The sequence below is a fragment of the Aquihabitans sp. G128 genome, from assembly GCF_019048865.1.
In the GTDB taxonomy this organism is placed as follows: Bacteria; Actinomycetota; Acidimicrobiia; order Acidimicrobiales; family Iamiaceae; genus Aquihabitans.
Genome location: NZ_CP077604.1, coordinates 1,867,824 through 1,884,529, shown reverse-complemented (window position 1 = coordinate 1,884,529; position 16,706 = coordinate 1,867,824). Strand labels below are relative to the sequence as shown.

Sequence of the window (16,706 nt, the reverse complement as noted above, 5' to 3'; positions counted from 1 at the left end):
CTCACGCTACGAGCCGGTGCCCCGGGAGCGTTCGCACCGGGCGGCCGGGGGCCGGAGGATCAGCGGTCGGTGCCGGCGACCGAGCGGAGGTGGCGGGGGTCGGCGTCGGCCGGCGGGGCGGCCGCCTCGACCGCGGCGCGGAAGCGACGGAGGCGCTCGACCGCCACGTTCACGCGGCGGGCGTCGGACGTGTCGGCCAGGGCGGTGGCGGCCCGTTGCAGCTCGTGGTCGGTGCCGGGCCCGCTCAGCCAGTCGGTGAGCTGCTCGGCGGCGGCCGGGCGGCCGGGGAAGAGGAGCTGCGCCGTCTCGGGGTAGTCGGGGCGCAGGTGGCTGCTCACGAGCAGCACGACGAGGTGCCCGGTGGCGGCGCGGTGGTGCGCAGGGTGGTTCAGCGGGCCGAGGGCGTCGTGCCAGTCGACGAGGAAGGGCGTGAGGTCGTCGAAGCCGGCGGCGGCGTGGCGCAGCCAGCGGTGGGCCAGGTGCGCCGGCCGGGGGTCGGACCGCAGGAGGCGGCCGAACTCCGCCTGGTGGAAGGCCCGGGTGGTGACCACCTGGTAGGTGGGCCAGTCGGGCCAGCCGGCCCAGCTGAGCTTGGCCCACATGAGGCCGCGGTCGATGGGCAGCTGGTGGTCCGCCGCCAGCTCCAGCGCCCGGGGCAGCACGCGGCGGATGTCGTCCGGCCCGCCCCAGGTGGTGCCGGCCTTGACCAGGAACCGGGCCACCAGCGCCGGGGGCAGCGTGGCGACGGGCGCAGCCAGGGCGGCGACGTCGGCGTCGCTGACGCTGCCGGGCGACCGGGCCATGTCGGGGTTGAAGGGCACGGACCCGAAGGCGGCGTAGAGGCGCTCGGTGGCCGTCGCCAGGGCGGCGACGGGGTCGATCGGCCGGTACTGGGAGTCGCGGAGTGGTGGCGAGGAGGGCATCGTCGGCGGCATCGGGGCAGGGGGCGTGGCCCTCGCGAACGTAGCGCCTGGACATCGGCACCCATCCCGTGTGACCACCGCCGTGCGCCCGGGTGTCCGGGACCACATAGGGTGACGCCGTCGAACCCCCGCCTGTCGGTCACCGTGCCGTCGGCTGTTCGTCATCCGCCGTTCGCAGACGGACCGTAGGGTCCTGCCGCACCAAGAGCACCGGGAGGGTTTGCATGGCCAGCGTCACCTTCGACGCGGTGTCGAAGCGCTATGGAGAGGTCACCGCCGTGGACGGCCTCGACCTGGCGATCGACGACGGGGAGTTCATGGTCCTGCTCGGCCCCTCCGGCTGCGGCAAGACCACCGCCCTGCGCATGATCGCCGGCCTGGAGGACATCTCCGACGGCGAGCTCCGCATCGGCGAGCGCGTCGTCAACGACGTCGACCCGGCCCGCCGCGACATCTCGATGGTGTTCCAGAGCTACGCGCTCTACCCGCACATGACGGTGCAGCGGAACATCGAGTCGCCGCTCCTGGCCCGCACCTACCGGGTCGACGGGCCCGAGAGCGCCGCCCGGAAGCTCACCAAGGCCGAGCGCGACGAGCGGGTGGCCGAGGCCGCCCGGGTGCTCGACCTCGAGCCCTACCTCAAGCGCAAGCCGGCGGCCCTGTCCGGTGGCCAGCGCCAGCGCGTGGCCCTGGCCCGGGCGTTCGTGGGGCGCCCGCAGGCGTACCTGATGGACGAGCCGCTCTCGAACCTCGACGCCAAGCTCCGGGCCCAGACCCGCATCGAGCTCGTCGACCTCCACCGCCGGGTGGGCACCACCATCGTCTACGTCACCCACGACCAGGTGGAGGCCATGACCATGGCCACCCGCGTGGCGGTCATGTCGATGGGCAAGCTGCAGCAGGTGGGCACCCCGCAAGAGGTGTACGCCCGCCCCAACAACACCTTCGTCGCCCAGTTCATCGGCACCCCGCCCATGAGCTGCCTCAACGCCGCGATCAGCGGCGACGGCGCCGGGATCGCGGTGGCAGGTGCGGGCACGCTGCCGCTGCCCGCCGGGCTGCAGGCCACCCTCGCCGCCGATCAGCCCGTCATCGTCGGTGTCCGCCCCGAGCACTTCACCATCGGCGGCGACGGCAGCTTCCAGGCCAAGGTCCGCGCCGTGGAGTGGCTGGGCCACGAGTGCCTGATCTCGGTCGAGGCCGACGGCCAGACCTTCATCGTCCGCCAGTCGGGCATGGCCACCAACGAGCCCGGCTCCACCGTCAGCCTCACCGTGGACCCGGCCGAGGTGCACCTCTTTGACGCCGACACCACCGAGCGGATCGGATGACCGACGTCCTCTCCCAGGACCTGGCCCCGCCGGCCAGGGGTGGGAAGGGGAAGCGGCGCGCCAAGTACGACGCCAAGGAGGTGGGCCTGGCCTTCCTGTTCCTGGCGCCGTCCATCGCGGTGTTCGCCACGTTCTTCTACCTGCCGTTCATCCGGCTCCTGAACTGGGGCACCTACGAGTCGGTGCGGGGCGGGGCCTCCTACAAGCAGGTCGGCCTCGACCAGTACCGCACCGTGCTCACCGGCGACGAGTTCACCCAGGGCCTCTGGCACAGCGTGATCTTCGTGATCCTCACCGTGCCGGTGGGCCTGGTGCTCGGCACCATGCTGGCCATCGCCTCGCACCGGCGGCTCAAGGGCATCAAGGTGTTCCAGGCCATGTTCTCGAGCACCCTCGCCTCGTCGGTGGCGGTCTCCTCGGTGATCTTCTTCTTCCTGCTGAACCCCGCCATCGGCGTGTTCCGGGTCAACTGGGCCGCCGACCCCGACAAGTCGCTCCTGGCCGCCGCCCTGCCGTCGATGTGGCAGAACCTCGGCCTGGCCTTCGTGATCGTGCTGGCCGGGTTGCAGGCGGTGCCCGACGAGGTGGTCGAAGCGGCGACGCTCGACGGCTACGGGCCCATCCGGCGCCTGTTCCGGATCACGCTGCCGCTGATCTCGCCGGTCCTGCTGTTCCTGCTGGTGATCCTGGTGATCTTCGGCTTCCAGGCCTTCGCCCAGATCGAGATCATCACCAAGGGCGGCCCGTCGGGCTCGTCGGAGACGCTGGTGTTCAAGATCTTCCAGCTGTCCCAGGACTACGGCCAGAGCGCGGTCATGTCCGTGGGGCTGTTCGTCGTGACCCTGGTGGTCACGCTCCTGCAGTTCGTCATCCTCGAGCGGAGGGTCCACTATGGCGACGAATGACCTCACCCCGGTGGGCGCCGACACCGAGGCGTCGCGCGGCGTGCGGGTGGCCACCGGCCACTCCAGCCGTCGCCAGCTGCTGAGCAAGGTCTGGCAGTACGCCATGTTGGTGGCCCTCGCGGCCATCGTCATCGGCCCACTGCTGCTGACGCTGCGCCAGGCCCTCACGCCTCCGTTCCAGTGGGTCAACAAGGGTCGCCCGCCGTACCCGGTGGAGATCGCGTGGAAGGACCGGACCTGGTTCACCGGCGGTCCCGTCTCGTTGGTGGGCCGCACCCTCGTGGTGCTGTTCCTCTTCGCCTGGCTCCAGAAGGTGGCGGCCGACCTGCCGTGGACCCGGTGGCGCCAGCTGCTCACGCCGGCCCGCCTGGTGGCCATCCTCGGTGGCACCGTCGTGCTGGCCGTGGCCACCGGTCCGGCCTTCGCATCGCTCCACGATGCCGACGGTCGCAGCCAGTGGCTGGTGCTCGCGGCCATGGTGGCGGTGTTCGCCACCCAGCTGTGGGGCTACCTCGACGGCGGCCGGCGCAAGGTCGGCTACGCCCTGGTGCAGAGCGCGTTCACCGCCTTCGGCCTGGTGGGCACCGCGGTCATCTTCGTGGGCCCGGAGGTGTGGACCACCTCGTGGGGCCGCTACGACCTCGGCTCGGCCATGTTCCGCAGCCTGATCATGGCCGTGCTCATCACCGTGCTGCAGGTGACCACGTCGATCATGTCGGCCTACGCCTTCGTGTTCCTGCGGTTCCCGTTCAAGCGGATCCTGTTCGCCCTGTTCATGGCCACCCTGCTGCTGCCCCTCGAGGTGACCCTGGTGGGCAACATCGCCACCATCCGCCAGCTCGAGTGGACCAACACCATGCAGGCCCTGGTGCTGCCCTTCGGCGCCACCGCCCTGGGCACGTTCCTCATCCGGCAGGGCTTCCGAGGCCTGCCCAGCGAGATCCAGGACGCCACCCGGCTCGACGGCTACGGCCACGTGTCGTTCCTCACCAAGTTCGCGGTGCCGCTCACGCGGCCGGTCATCGCCTCGTTCACCGTGATCTCGGCGCTGCAGGCCTGGAACCAGTACCTGTGGCCACGGGCCGTGATCTCGGAGAACTCGTTCAACACCCTGCAGATCCAGCTGCGCTTCGTCTCCGCCGGCGAGGTGGCCAACGCCAACCAGGCCATCGCCGCCGCCCTGGTGGCGTCGGTGCCGGTGATCGTCCTGCTCATCGCCTTCCAACGCCAGATCATCCGTGGCCTCACCGCAGGCGCGGTGAAGTGACCCACTCCGAGAGGGATCCCATGTCACCCACCACCCGTCGGTCGTCCCGACGCACCCACCGCCCGCGCCGCCTCGTCGGCTCGCTGGTGGCCGCCGGCCTGGTGCTCGGCGCCTGCGGCGCCCCGCCCAGCTCGGGCGGCTCCGGTGGCCGCGAGGAGTCCGGTGGCACCGACTCCAAGCTGCCCACCTGCCCGCTCGACGCCCTGAAGAAGGCCAAGGGCAAGGTCAACGTCGACCTCTGGTTCTCCGGGCTGGTCTCGCCGCCCTCGGACGTGCTCGAGGACATGGTGAAGCGCTTCAACGCCAGCCAGGACAAGGTCGTCGTCAAGGCCAACAACCAGGGCAACGCCTACGCCGAGGGCCTGCGCAAGTACGAGAACGCCTCGGCGACGCCGGACCAGGTGCCGGACATGCAGTACCTCGAGGACACCATGCTCGGCGAGCTGGTGGACAAGGCCCAGGTGCTCCCGGCCCAGTCCTGCATGGAGGCCGACGACTTCGACATCAAGTCGATCATCCCGTCGGCCCGGGCGTCCTACTCCGTCGACGACGTGCTGTGGCCCGCCTACATGAACGTCTCGACGCCGGTCATCTACTACAACAAGATCCACTTCCAGAAGGCCGGGCTCGACCCCAACAAGCCGCCCACCACCATCGCCGAGGCCATCGCCGACGCCAAGATCATCAAGGACAAGGGCGTCGCCCCGAAGCCCTTCGCCTTCCTGGCCAACGAGTGGTTCTTCGACACCTGGGCCGCCGGCATCGGCGAGGACGTGCTCAACAACGACAACGGCCGGACCAAGGTCGCCACCAAGGCCACCTTCAACACGCCGGCCATGCAGGGCGTGCTCAGCCAGCTGGACAAGGCCAACAAGGACGGGCTGCTCAACCCCTTCCCGGTGACCGACGGCAGCATCGACCACTACCTCTCGCTGGTCACCGGCCAGAGCTCGATGGTCATCGAGACCTCCACCGCCTCGGGCACCATCGCCCAGGTGCTCGGTGGCGACCTCACCGCCGAGGACGCCGGCATCGACTTCGACGCCAGCGCCATCGACACGTCGAAGGTGGTCCCGGCCTCCGGGGCGTTCCCCGGCGTGGAGGCCCCCGGCAAGGTCTACGCCTCCGGCGGTGCCTTCTACATGATGAACACCGGCTCGCCGGCCCAGCAGGCGGCGTCCTGGGAGTTCATGAAGTTCATGCTCCAGGAGGACAACGCCCGCACCTGGCACATCAAGGGCGGCTACCTGCCCACCCTCAAGGCCATCGCCGACGACCCCGAGGTGAAGAAGTACCAGAACACGGCGCTCGACGGCCTGCTGCTCAAGCCGGCCGTGGAGCAGCTCGCCTCCGCCGATCCCGATGCCGCCGGCCCGCTGCTCGGCCCGTTCACCCAGTTCCAGGACGCCGTGCGTGGCGCCATGGAGGGCGTGCTGTTCAGCAAGAAGGACCCGAAGGACGCCCTCGCCAAGGCCCAGGCCGACATCGACGAGGTCATCACCAAGTACAACGGCGACTGATCACCCCTCGCACGTGGCACCGGGACGGGCATGGCCCGTCCCGGTGCGCGTCCCGGGCCATGATGGGCGCCATGCGCGTCATCGCCGTCACCGGCCTCAAGGGAGGGGTCGGCAAGACCTCCACCGCGGTGAACCTGGCGGCGATCTCGGCGGTGACCGGCCACCGGACGCTGCTCTGGGACCTCGATCCGCAGGGTGCGGCCACCTATTGCCTGGACCTCAAGCCCAAGCTGCGCGGCGGCGCCTCGCGGCTCATCGGCGGTGGCCGGGGCGGGCTGGCCGCGGTGGCCCGCCACAGCACCATCGACGGGCTCGACGTGGTGCCGGCCGACTCCTCGGTGCGCGAGATCGACCGCGTGCTGTCGGTGAGCGGCAAGCCGGCCAAGCCCATCCGCAAGCTGCTGGCCGGGACCAAGGGCGCGGCCGACGTGGTGATCCTGGACTGCCCGCCGGGGCTGAGCGCGGTGGTGGAGGCGGTGGCCTCGGTGGCCGACGTGCTGCTGGTGCCGGTGGTGCCCGAGCCGCTGCCGTTCCGGGCCCTGGCCCGCTTCAGCGAGTTCCTGGACGAGACGAAGGTGGCGTCGCCGAAGATCGTGGCGCCGTTCCTGTCGATGATCGACCGGCGCAAGCCCATCCACCGGCGGATCGAGGTGGAGGTGCGCAGTCGGGGCGGGTTCCTGGGCGCCGCCATCCCCGAGAGCTCGGCGGTGGCCCGCATGGGCGAGGAGCAGGTGCCCATGGTGCTCAGCGCTCCCCGGAGCCTGGCAGCCGCCGAGTACCGCAAGCTCTGGGCCGAGGCCGCGGAGCGCGCCGGGCTCAGCTGAGCCCCACCCGCAGCTGCCGCGCCAGCGCCTCCGGCAGCACCTCGCACACCGCGGCGAGCACGGCCTCGGTGGGCGGGAGGTCCCGCTGGGCCCACCGGCAGAACGAGCCGTCGTCGAACCAGTCCTGCGGGGCGACCGGGCGGCCGCCCGGCGGCCGGTCCCCGAGGTGGCCGTCCGGGCGAGCGGCGCCGGCGCCGAGGACCCGCATGCGGGCCCAGCTCGACTCGCGGTCCAGCCGGTGGGCCTGGGCGGCCAGGCGCTCGGCCGAGGCCGGGGCGCCGGGCGGGGCCAGGGGGGTGGAGGCGAGCCAGGTCCCCCCACCGGTGGGTGCCGGCCGGCTCCGGCAGGACGCGCCCGGCCACCCGGTCGAGCCAGGTGGCGTGCACCATGGCCGAGAGCGGCTCGGCCGGGGGCGGGGTGGCCCGCCCGAGGGCCCGGACCAGGGCATCGGCCGCCCAGCCCTGAGGCGGGTGGTCGAAGACCTCGAGCTCGCCGTCGCCGTGCTCCAGCAGCGACGCCACGTCGCCGTCCCGCCCGGCCAGCACCGTGGCCCGGACGGGCTGCGGGCCGCGATCGCCCTTCAGGTGGTGGGCCCGACCGGTGGTGGTGAGGCCGAGGGCCGACCAGGCGACGGGGGCGAGGAAGCCCACCAGCGGATCCACCGGGTGGGCCGCCGTGCGGGGTACGGACCAGAACCCGAACGAGACGGTCTCGGCCCGTGGCTCGAGCCGGACGAAGGAGATGGTGGCGCCTTCGTCTCCCTCGGTGCCGCGGTGGACGATCTCCGCCAGCTGGGCCAGGGACGGGTGGGTGGTGGCGGTGCTCGCCGTGGGCGACATGGGGACCTCCGGAACGTGGGTGGTGCTTCCGGCGGTCCTGGCCTCGGTGGGCGCTCGAGGGGACGGCGATCCTCGTGGGCCCATCATGGCCCAGGGGGGTGACAGCGGGCGAGGGGTGCCTCAGCCGGCGGCGACGGCGGGACGCAGCACGACGCCCTCGTGGCGGGCCTGGCGGGCCAGCCGCTGCACCGCCACGTTCACCGGGCGGGCCTCGTCGACGTCGACGTGGTCGAGCAGGCGGGCCGCCGCGCCCCACCGGCGCTCGGCGAGCACCCGGGCCAGCCGGGCGTCGCTGGCGGCGTGGGCGTGCAGCGCCTCGTCGGCCAGGTCCTTGCCCGGCCGTGAGCCGGCCCCGCCCGTGCCCACCCCGAGGAGGCGGCCGATGGAGCGCAGGGACGTCCACGGCCCGGCCGGGGACTGGCCGAAGAGCCGGAACGTGTCGAGGTGCACGTGGGCGCCCCACACCCCGCGGTAGGCGCCGGCGTGGCCGGGCAGCGGGGCCCGGCCCAGGGTCAGGCGTCGATCGAGGCACAGGCGCAGGTCGAGGTCGACGCCCAGCAGGCGGGCGCGCTCGGCGATGAACGGGAGGTCGAAGGTGGCGCCGTTCCAGGTGGCCAGCACCCCGGGGGCCAGCGAGGCCAGCCGGTCGTCGAGCGCCCGCAGCATGGTGGCCTCGTCCCCGATGAAGACGTCGTCGAAGGTGCGACCCGAGAGGGCGATGGTGAGCACGGGGGCCACCGCGGGGTCGAGGGCGTCCCGACTGGTGTCGGTCTCGATGTCGATGCCGTAGATGTTGGCGTGCTGACCCATCCGCGCTCCCGGACGACCGTCCCCTGCTGGAGCAAAAGGTTACGGAGGCGGCGCGCGCGGGTGGTGGATGCTTCACGCGCCGCGCGAATCAGGCGATCGTCGCGGCCCAGGCGCGAGCGATCTCGCCCTCGCGGGCGAGATCGCTCGACGGTCTGGAGGCGGTCCCGCCGTGGGCGGGACGCACGCCGGAAGGGCTAGCGCTCTTCCTTGAAGATCACGTGCTGGCGGATCTTCGGGTCGTACTTCTTGATCTCGATCCGCTCACGCGTGTTCGTCTTGTTCTTGCGGGTGACGTAGGTGTAGCCCGTCCCCGCAGTCGACTTCAGCTTGATGATCGGTCGCTTGTCGCTTCTTGCCATCGGATTCGTCTCCCCGGAGCGTGGTGGAGGCACGGTGGCACGGCCGGGACCGTGCAGGTGCGGACGAGCCATCGTAGGGGCCGCGTCGGGCCGGACCCAACTCCGACGGGCCCGGAACCGCTCGGGGCACCGGTGCGACTACCCGGGCATGCGTTGCCAGTCGTGTCGCGAAGCCCTGTCCGCCCGCCTCGACGGGGAGGACCCCGGTGTGGCCGACGCGGTGCTCGACCGCCACCTCGCCTCGTGCGCGGCGTGCCGCGCCTTCGCCGACGGCAGCGCCCTCGTCCGTCGCCGCCTCGCGGTCCGCCCCGCGGAGGCCGTGCCCGACCTGACGGCCCCGATCCTGGCGGCCGCCTACGCCGACCGCCGGCAGGCCGCAGCGGCTGCCGCCCGCTCGGCGGCCTCGGCGCACTGGACCCGCTGGGCCCTGCTGGGCGTCGCCCTCACCCAGCTGGCGCTGTCGCTCCCGCCGATGCTCTTCGGCCACGACGCCAACGCCCCCATCCACCTCGCCCGCGAGCTGGGGGCCTGGGACCTCGCCCTCGCCGCCGCCCTGCTCCTGGTGGTCTTCCGACCGGCACGGGCGTTGGGACTGGTGCCGTTCGCCGGCGCCCTCGCCCTGGCCATGCTCGTAGGCGCGGTGATCGACGTGGCGTCCGGGCGCACCGCGCCGTGGGCGGAGAGCACGCACCTGCTCGAGCTGGTCGGGCTGGCCCTGCTCTGGGTGATCTCCCGGCGCCCCGCCGACGATGCCCCCCTGCTCGACGGGCTCCGGCGCTCGAGGCCTACGCTCGCCGCCTGATGTCCGGCGACCGCACCCACAGGCCCCTGCGCCGCGCCGCACGCGCCGTCGCGCTCGTGGCGGCGGTGCTGGCGCTGGCCCTGGCACCGGCCAGCCCGGCCTCGGCGCACGCCGAGCTCACCAGCACCAACCCGGCCGACGGCGGGGTCGAGGCCACCGCGCCCAAGGAGGTCACCCTCCAGTTCTCCGAGGACGTGGCCGTCCAGGCCGACGGGGTGCGCATCCTCGACGGCAACGGCGAGCGGGTCGACGCCGGCACCGCCACCGCGTCCGGCGACACCGTCACCGCCAAGGTCGACGGCACGCTGTCGAAGGGCGGCTACGTGGTGGCCTGGCGGGTCCTGTCGGCCGACGGGCACCCCGTGCGCGGCGCCTTCTCCTTCTCCGTGGGGACCAAGACCGCGGTGCGCAGCGGCCTGGCCGACGAGGCCTTCAAGGGCAGCTCCGACCGCCGCGACGACGTGGTCGGGGCGGTCCTGCGCGGGCTCACCTACCTGGCGGTGCTGGTGGCCTCGGGGGCCGTGCTCATCGGGAGCGCGCTGCGCCGCCCCGACGAACCGTCGCCGGTCACCCGGCTGGTCGGCGCGCTGGCCGGGCTGGGGATCGCCACGCTGCTGCTCCAGCTGCCCATCCAGGCGGCCCTCGCCACGGGCCGGGGCTGGGGCTCGATCAGCGAGAGCGGGGTCCTCGACCTGGCCCTCTCCGACGGCGTCGGGTGGTCCGTGGCCATCACCGGGTTGGCCCTCGTGGCCGTGCTCGTCACCACCGGCCTGCCCTTCAAGGGGGCGGCCCGGCTCCTGGCGCTGGCCGGCGCCGCGTCGGCACCGCTCGGCTTCGTCGTCACCGGGCACACCCGCACCATGACGCCGCTGGCGGTGGCCTACGTCGCCGATGCCGCCCACCTCCTCGCCGCGTCGATCTGGCTGGGCGGCCTCGGGGCGCTGCTCGTGGTCCTGCGGCGGCGGCGGGCCGCAGGCGACGGGCTCGGCGCCGGCGCCGCCGTGGCCACGTTCTCCGGCTGGGCGGGCGCCATCGTCGCCGCCGTCGTGGTGGCCGGGACGGTCCTGGGCTGGATCGAGGTCGGCGGGCTCCACGCCCTCACCACCACCACCTACGGACGGCTGCTCCTGCTCAAGGTCGGCCTGGTGGCGCTGGTGCTGGCCGGTGCGGCCTGGAACCGCTTCCGCCTCGTGCCCACCTTGGCCGACGCCGACGCCGACGCCGACGCCGACGCGCCCGCGCCCACCGACTCGGACCGCACCGCAGAGGTCGCCGAGCAGGTGCTCGTCGCCGTCCCGGCCGATCGCGCGGCCGCCGGCCCTCTCGCCACGGGCTTCGCGCCGCCTCCCGCCACACCCACCGTCCACGGCGCTGGTGACCTCGACGACGGCGAGCCGTCGCGGACGTGGGCGCTGCTGACCCGGGTGGTCCGGTTGGAGGTGCTGGGCCTGGTGCTGGTGCTGGCCGTCACCGCGGTGCTCACCAACGTCACCCCGGCCCGGACCGCTGCCAAGGGCGGGGTGGTCACCGTCTCGGCGCCGCTGGGCACGGGCAGCGTCGAGGTGATCATCGACCCGGCCTCGCCGGGCCGCAACGACATCCACGCCTACGTCCTCGACGCCGACGGCGGCGCCGACGACCAGTACGACGCCGCCGCCTTCCAGCTCGACCTGCCCGCCCAGGACCTGGGACCGTTCGACCGCACGCCGGTGCGCGCCGGCGCCGGCCACTTCCAGCTGGTCGGCACGCCGCTCGACCTCGCCGGCGAGTGGACCCTCACCATCACCGTCAAGCCCGACCGCTTCACCGAGCAGACGGCCACCGTGCGCTTCCGCGTCCGGTAGCCGCCTCCCCGGCGGGGCCCGCCTCAGGCCATGGGGTCGTCGAGCAGGCTGGTGACCAGGGCGGCCACCGCCGAGCGCTCCGAGCGGGTGAAGGTGACGTGGGCGAAGAGCGGGTGGCCCTTCATGGCGTCGATCACCGAGGCGATGCCGTCGTGGCGTCCCACCCGGAGGTTGTCGCGCTGGGCGACGTCGTGGGTGAGCACCACCCGGCTGCCCTCGCCGAGGCGGCTCAGCGCCGTGAGCAGCACCGCCTTCTCCAGGTTCTGCGCCTCGTCGATGATCACGAAGGTGTCGGTGAGGCTGCGGCCCCGGATGTGGGTGAGCGGCAGCACCTCGAGCAGGTTGCGGGCCAGCACCTCCTCGATGACCTCCGGCCCGGCGATGCTCTCGAGGGCGTCGTGGACGGCGGCGGCCCACGGGCCCATCTTCTCGTCGCGGTCCCCCGGGAGGAACCCGAGGTCCTGCCCACCGACGGCGAAGAGCGGGCGGAAGATCAGGATGCGCTTGTGGGTGCCCTTCTCCAGCACGGCGTCGAGCCCGGCGGCCAGCGCCATGACGCTCTTGCCGGTGCCGGCGTTGCCGCCGAGGCTGACGATGCCCACCGACGGGTCCGAGAGGATGTCGAGGGCGATGCGCTGCTCGGCGCTGCGCCCCACGACGTCGAAGAGGGTCTGCTCGCCGCGGACGAGGTGGATGGACTTGTCGGCGTGCACCCGGCCGAGCGCGCTCTGGGTGCCGGCGTGCAGGGCGACGCCCGCGTTCACCGGGAGGTCGCGGGCCTCGGGCAGGTCGAGCACCCGGTGGGCGAACAGGTCGTCGATGTCGTCCGGCTCGACCTCGAGGTCGACGAAGCCGGTCCAGCTGGAGTCGGTGGCCTGCTCGTTGCGGTACTGGTCGGCCTCGAGGCCCACGATGCTGGCCTTGAGCCGCAGCGGCAGGTCCTTGGTGACGACGGTGACGTCGAGCCCGTCGTTGCGCAGGTTGTGGGCCACCGCCAGGATCCGGTGGTCGTTGTTGCCGGCCTGCATGGCGGCGGGCAGGCCCTCGGTCGACTGGTGGTTCAGCTCCACCCGGAGGGTGCCGCCGTGGTCGTTGACCGGGATGGCCTCGGTGAGCGAGCCGTGCTCCAACCGCAGCCGTTCGAGGTGGCGCAACGTCTGCCGGGCGGCCCAGCCCAGCTCGGGGTGGTCGCGCTTGGCCTCGAGCTCCATCAGCACCACGATCGGCAGGACCACGGCGTGCTCGTCGAAGCGGACGAGCGCGTGCGGGTCGGCCAGGAGCACCGACGTGTCGAGCACGTAGGTGCGCAGGCGCGGCAGAGCAGCGGCTTCGGGAAGTGCGGTCACAGAACCCCCAAGTAGGCGTGGGCCAGCCAGCAGGATCGAGCGGTCTCGCAACGGACCGGGGTCGCTGACGGCTGGGCGGTGGATCACCGCTGTCCATCCTCCACCTCCGACGGGCCGAAGCGGTGGACCCCGAGGCACCGTTCACGCCGCCGTCACATTCGTTCACCCGCCCGGTGGCTGCCCGACCGATTGGCGGGAAGAGCCGGGCGAGCGGGTACGGTGTCGGCACTGAAGGGGAGTAGCCCCCAACCCGTCGGTCGACACACTGGCTCCCACCGGAGCCCGGTCGGCGGGGCCTGGTCCGCCAGGCGGGCGAGACCTTCGGCCGAACGACCACCGTTGTCGTTCCGGCCGGAGGCGATCTCTGGTCGGGACCCGATCCGAGGACCACGCCCCATGTCGATCAAGTACCTGCTCCAGGCCTTCGCCACCGTCTTCCCCGCCGAGCTGCCGGACAAGACGATGATCGCCACCATCGTCCTCGTCACGCGGTACCGCCGGCCGGGGTGGGTGTGGGTGGGCGCCGTCGCCGCGTTCACCGTGCACGTGGTGGTCGCCGTGCTGGCGGGCAGCGCCATCGGGCTGCTGCCGGACGTGGCGGTGAAGCTCACCGTCGCCGTGCTGTTCCTGGTGGGCGCCGTCCTGCTGTTTGGGGCCGCCCGCACCGCCGAGGACGAGGACACCAGCACCGACGTCGTGGCCCAGGCCACCGTGCGGGCCACGGTCTTCGGCAGCTTCGGGCTGATCATCCTCGCCGAGTGGGGGGACCTCACCCAGCTCGCCACCGCCAGCCTCGCCGCCAAGAGCGGGTCGCCGCTCTCCACCGGCATCGGTGCCCTGCTCGCCCTCGCCGCGGTCGCCGGCATCGCCGCCACCTTCGGCCGCCAGCTCGTGGCCCGCGTCCCGCTGCACAAGGTCAACTACGTGGGCGCCTTCGTGTTCGCCGCCCTCGCCGTCTGGACCCTCGCCGAGCTCGTCCTCTGACGCTCGCCGTCGCCTCCACCGCCCGGGCCGTCGGTGGCGCCGGCAGGGGCGGCGCGGGCGATCAGGCGTCGAGGACGACGATCTCGACGGCGGTGGGGCCGTGGACGCCGACGGTCAGGAGCTGCTCGATGTCGCCCGTGCGGCTGGGGCCGGTGACGAACACGAGGTTCGACGGGAGGGCGTCGGGGTCGGCGTCGTAGCGGCGCCACACGTCGCCCGGGGTGGCCGCCACGTCGGCGGCCGACACGACGGCCAGGTGGACGCGGGGGAGCAGGCTGGTGGTCCGGTCCCCGGCCACGGAGGCGTCGACCACCAGCGAGCCGGTGGCGGCCACCAGGGCGATGGCCGAGGTGATGCCCAGGTCGGCGGCCACCCGCTGGTCCCGGGTGACGCGGGTGCGGTGCACGGCGAGCGCCGGGTGCGCGGCCTCGAGCGCCTCCGCAGTCGCCTGGGCCAGCGGCTCGGCGTTGGCCACCACGCTGGCGACCTGGTGCTCGCGCACCAGTCGGTCGAGCAGCTCGGGTGGGACGGCGGGGCCGGCGACCACGTGGACGCGAGCCCCCGCCTCGGTGGCGGTGCGGGCGAAGGTGCCCAGCAGGTCGTCGGGGTCGACCACCAGGTGCTCGATGGGCGGCACGTCGTCGGTGGGCGCCGGCCGCGGGTGGGCCTGGGTGCGATCAGCGCCGTCCGGGTCGAGCAGGGGCCGGGGGCCCGGCGCCGGCGGGCGGGCGCCGGCGCGGGCGGCCGCGGTGCCGGTCGTGCCGTGGTCGGCCTGCCAGGCGGAACGGAACGAGCGGGCGGCCGGGACCGGGGCCTCACGGCCCTCGGTCCAGCGTGAGGCGCCGGGCAGGTGGCGGGACCGGTCGCCGAGCCGGCTGCCCACCGCGGTGGCCACCCGGGTGCTGGCCCGGTAGGACGCCGGGTGCGCCCACGCCTCCGACCACGCCCGCCAGGCCGCCCGCTCGCTCCGCTCGGCGCCGTCGGCGGCCCGGTCGCGGCGCAGCGCCAGCAGCAGGTCCTGGAGCGGGATCTCCACCGGGCAGGCGTCCATGCACGCCCCGCACAGGGTCGAGGCGCCGGGCAGCTCGGCAGCACCGGGCTCGCCGTGGGCCAGGAGGGCGGTGAGCACGGCGCCCATGGGGCCGGGGTACACCCAGCCGTAGGCGTGGCCACCGGTCTGGCGGTAGACGGGGCACACGTTGAGGCAGGCGCCGCAGCGCAGGCAGCCCAGCATCTCCTCCTGCTCGGTGCCCAGCAGCGCCGAGCGGCCGTTGTCGACCACCACCACGTGAAGCTCTTGGGGCCCGTCGGGCTCGCCTGCGCGGCGGGGGCCGGTGATGGCGTTGGTGTACGACGTCAGGCGCTGGCCGGTTGCCGAACGGGTGAGCAGGGTGAGGAACAGGTCGAGCTCGGCCCAGCTGCGCACCAACCGCTCCATGCCCAGCACGGCCACGTGCACCGGCGGGAGCGACGTGGTGAGGCGGCCGTTGCCCTCGTTGGTGACCAGCACCAGCGAGCCGGTGTCGACCGCCGCGAAGTTGACCCCGCTGATGCCCACCTCGGCGGCCAGGAACTCCTGGCGCAGGCGGGTGCGGGCGAAGGCGTTCAGCGCGGTGGGCTCGGCGGCCACGCCGTGGGCGCCGGCCACCCGCTCGAAGACCTCGAGGATCGAGTGGCGGTCGTGGTGGACGGCCGGGGCGATGATGTGGCTGGGCGTCTGGTCGGCCAGCTGGATGATCCACTCGCCCAGGTCGGTCTCCACCACGGTGGCGCCGGCGGCCTCCAGCGCCTCGTTGAGGCCGATCTCCTCGGTGGCCATCGACTTCGACTTCACCACCCGCTTCCCGGCGGCGATGCGGGCGACGATGGCAGACGCCTCGACGTCGTCGGAGGCCCGGTGGACCGTGGCGCCCTGGGCCTGCAGCTGCGCCTCGAGGCGGTCGACCAGGGCCGGGAGGTCGGCGAGGATCGACGCCTTGAGGGCCCGAGCCCGGTGGCGGAGCCCGTCGGGATCGGCCAGCTCGGCCAGGCCCTCGGTGCGGTGGGTGCCGAAGCGCTCCACCGCCACCTGGATGCGCCCGGGCACGTCCGGGTCGGCCACCGCGGCGGCCATGCGGTCCCGCAGGCTCGAGTCGCCCAGCGGCCAGCGGCCGGTCACGACGACGGCTCCGACGGCCCGTCGGCCGGCAGGGGACCGGCCGCAGGCAGGGCATCGGCCAGGACCTGGGCCACGTGGCGGGTGCGGATGGCCACCCCCTCGGACGCCATGCGGCCCCGCAGGTGCAGGAGGCACGACGCGTCGGCGGAGACCACCTCGTCGGGCCGGGGGTCGGCGGCGAGCAGCGAGCGGACCTTGTCGTCGGCCATGGCCACCGAGACCTCGGGGAGCTTCACGCTGAAGAGCCCGCCGAAGCCGCAGCAGCGCTCGTCGGCGGCCCAGGCGGTGCGGTCGCAGCCCTCGACCGCGTCGAGCACGTCGGCGGCGCTGGTGTGGCGCAGCTCGCGGAGGAGGTGGCACGAGTGGTGCCAGGCCACCGTCGTGGGCTCGGGGAGGGCGAGCGGCGGCAGGTCGAGGTGGGGGACGAGCTCGGTGAGCTCCCAGGTGCGGTCGGCCACCCGCACCGCCAGGTCGACCTGGTCCGGGGTGCCGTGGAGGTGGAACAGCTCGGGCCAGAAGCGCCGCACCATGGCGGCGCAGGAGCCGGCGGGCACCACCACCGCCTCCGCGCCGTCGTCGAGCGCCCGGCCCAGCGCAGCCAGCGTCGTGCCGGCGACCCGTGCGGCGTCGGCGGCGAATCCGGCGTTCCAGGCGGGCTGCCCGCAGCACGTCTGGCCCTGCGGGCAGGAGACCTCGCAGCCCCCGGCGGTGAGCACCTCGACGGTGGCCTCGGCCACCTCCGGCTCGAACACGTCGGCCACGCAGGTGACCAGCAGGGCGACTCGCACCGCCCG

15 protein-coding genes are annotated in these 16,706 nt (G+C 73.5%); 8 read left to right on the top strand and 7 right to left on the bottom strand.

The genetic code is table 11. The annotated features are described in order from the left end of the window. Positions 1-59: 59 nt before the first annotated feature. Positions 60-923, bottom strand: a complete 864-nt coding sequence (locus KSP35_RS08985) for a hypothetical protein (protein ID WP_217001057.1) — start codon at positions 921-923, stop codon at positions 60-62. A gap of 224 nt (positions 924-1,147) precedes the next feature. Between KSP35_RS08985 and KSP35_RS08980 the strand changes: the two genes are divergently transcribed. The 5 genes from KSP35_RS08980 (at position 1,148) to KSP35_RS08960 (ending at position 6,770) form a co-directional block, all read left to right on the top strand. Next, a complete protein-coding gene (locus KSP35_RS08980) occupies positions 1,148-2,254 on the top strand; it encodes an ABC transporter ATP-binding protein (RefSeq protein ID WP_217001055.1) in 1,107 nt (368 codons plus the stop codon). After that, on the top strand, positions 2,251-3,159 hold the full coding sequence (locus KSP35_RS08975) for a carbohydrate ABC transporter permease (RefSeq protein WP_217001054.1): 909 nt from the start codon (positions 2,251-2,253) through the stop codon (positions 3,157-3,159). The genes KSP35_RS08980 and KSP35_RS08975 overlap by 4 nt, the downstream gene beginning before the upstream one ends. After that, on the top strand, positions 3,146-4,426 hold the full coding sequence (locus tag KSP35_RS08970; protein WP_217001052.1) for a carbohydrate ABC transporter permease: 1,281 nt from the start codon (positions 3,146-3,148) through the stop codon (positions 4,424-4,426). The genes KSP35_RS08975 and KSP35_RS08970 overlap by 14 nt, the downstream gene beginning before the upstream one ends. A gap of 20 nt (positions 4,427-4,446) precedes the next feature. Further along, positions 4,447-5,946 carry an ABC transporter substrate-binding protein gene (locus tag KSP35_RS08965; RefSeq protein WP_217001050.1) on the top strand — a complete coding sequence of 500 codons (1,500 nt, stop codon included), beginning with the start codon at positions 4,447-4,449 and terminating at the stop codon, positions 5,944-5,946. A gap of 71 nt (positions 5,947-6,017) precedes the next feature. After that, on the top strand, positions 6,018-6,770 hold the full coding sequence (locus tag KSP35_RS08960; RefSeq protein WP_217001048.1) for a ParA family protein: 753 nt from the start codon (positions 6,018-6,020) through the stop codon (positions 6,768-6,770). Here KSP35_RS08960 and KSP35_RS08955 read toward each other — a convergent pair. The 3 genes from KSP35_RS08955 to rpmG form a co-directional block, all read right to left on the bottom strand. After that, positions 6,763-6,978 carry a hypothetical protein gene (locus KSP35_RS08955; RefSeq protein ID WP_217001046.1) on the bottom strand — a complete coding sequence of 72 codons (216 nt, stop codon included), beginning with the start codon at positions 6,976-6,978 and terminating at the stop codon, positions 6,763-6,765. The genes KSP35_RS08960 and KSP35_RS08955 overlap by 8 nt on opposite strands. A gap of 751 nt (positions 6,979-7,729) precedes the next feature. Continuing rightward, positions 7,730-8,419: a 3'-5' exonuclease gene (locus KSP35_RS08950; RefSeq protein ID WP_217001044.1), complete on the bottom strand. Its 690-nt coding sequence runs from the start codon at positions 8,417-8,419 to the stop codon at positions 7,730-7,732. A gap of 194 nt (positions 8,420-8,613) precedes the next feature. Further along, positions 8,614-8,778: a 50S ribosomal protein L33 gene (rpmG, locus tag KSP35_RS08945; protein ID WP_217001042.1), complete on the bottom strand. Its 165-nt coding sequence runs from the start codon at positions 8,776-8,778 to the stop codon at positions 8,614-8,616. On the opposite strand from rpmG, the gene KSP35_RS08940 reads away from it, so the two are divergent. Both KSP35_RS08940 and KSP35_RS08935 read left to right on the top strand, forming a co-directional pair. Further along, entirely contained in the window at positions 8,750-9,580 is an 831-nt protein-coding gene (locus KSP35_RS08940) for a zf-HC2 domain-containing protein (RefSeq protein WP_371748856.1), read from the top strand. The two genes, rpmG and KSP35_RS08940, sit on opposite strands and share 29 nt — an antisense overlap. Continuing rightward, positions 9,580-11,424 (top strand): copper resistance CopC/CopD family protein, encoded by a 1,845-nt coding sequence (locus KSP35_RS08935; RefSeq protein WP_217001038.1) that lies wholly within the window; start codon positions 9,580-9,582, stop codon positions 11,422-11,424. The genes KSP35_RS08940 and KSP35_RS08935 overlap by 1 nt, the downstream gene beginning before the upstream one ends. Positions 11,425-11,447: 23 nt before the next feature. Here KSP35_RS08935 and KSP35_RS08930 read toward each other — a convergent pair whose 3' ends face one another. After that, complete coding sequence (locus KSP35_RS08930) at positions 11,448-12,770, bottom strand: PhoH family protein (protein ID WP_217001036.1); 1,323 nt, start codon at positions 12,768-12,770, stop codon at positions 11,448-11,450. Between the two features lie 396 nt (positions 12,771-13,166). On the opposite strand from KSP35_RS08930, the gene KSP35_RS08925 reads away from it, so the two are divergent. Beyond that, a complete protein-coding gene (locus KSP35_RS08925; protein WP_217001034.1) occupies positions 13,167-13,754 on the top strand; it encodes a TMEM165/GDT1 family protein in 588 nt (195 codons plus the stop codon). Positions 13,755-13,815: 61 nt separating this feature from the next. On the opposite strand, the gene KSP35_RS08920 is transcribed toward KSP35_RS08925, so the two are convergent. After that, positions 13,816-15,912: an LUD domain-containing protein gene (locus tag KSP35_RS08920; protein WP_217001032.1), complete on the bottom strand. Its 2,097-nt coding sequence runs from the start codon at positions 15,910-15,912 to the stop codon at positions 13,816-13,818. Continuing rightward, on the bottom strand, positions 15,909-16,700 hold the full coding sequence (locus KSP35_RS08915; protein WP_217001030.1) for a (Fe-S)-binding protein: 792 nt from the start codon (positions 16,698-16,700) through the stop codon (positions 15,909-15,911). Before KSP35_RS08915 ends, KSP35_RS08920 begins: the two co-directional genes overlap by 4 nt. Positions 16,701-16,706: the final 6 nt, after the last annotated feature.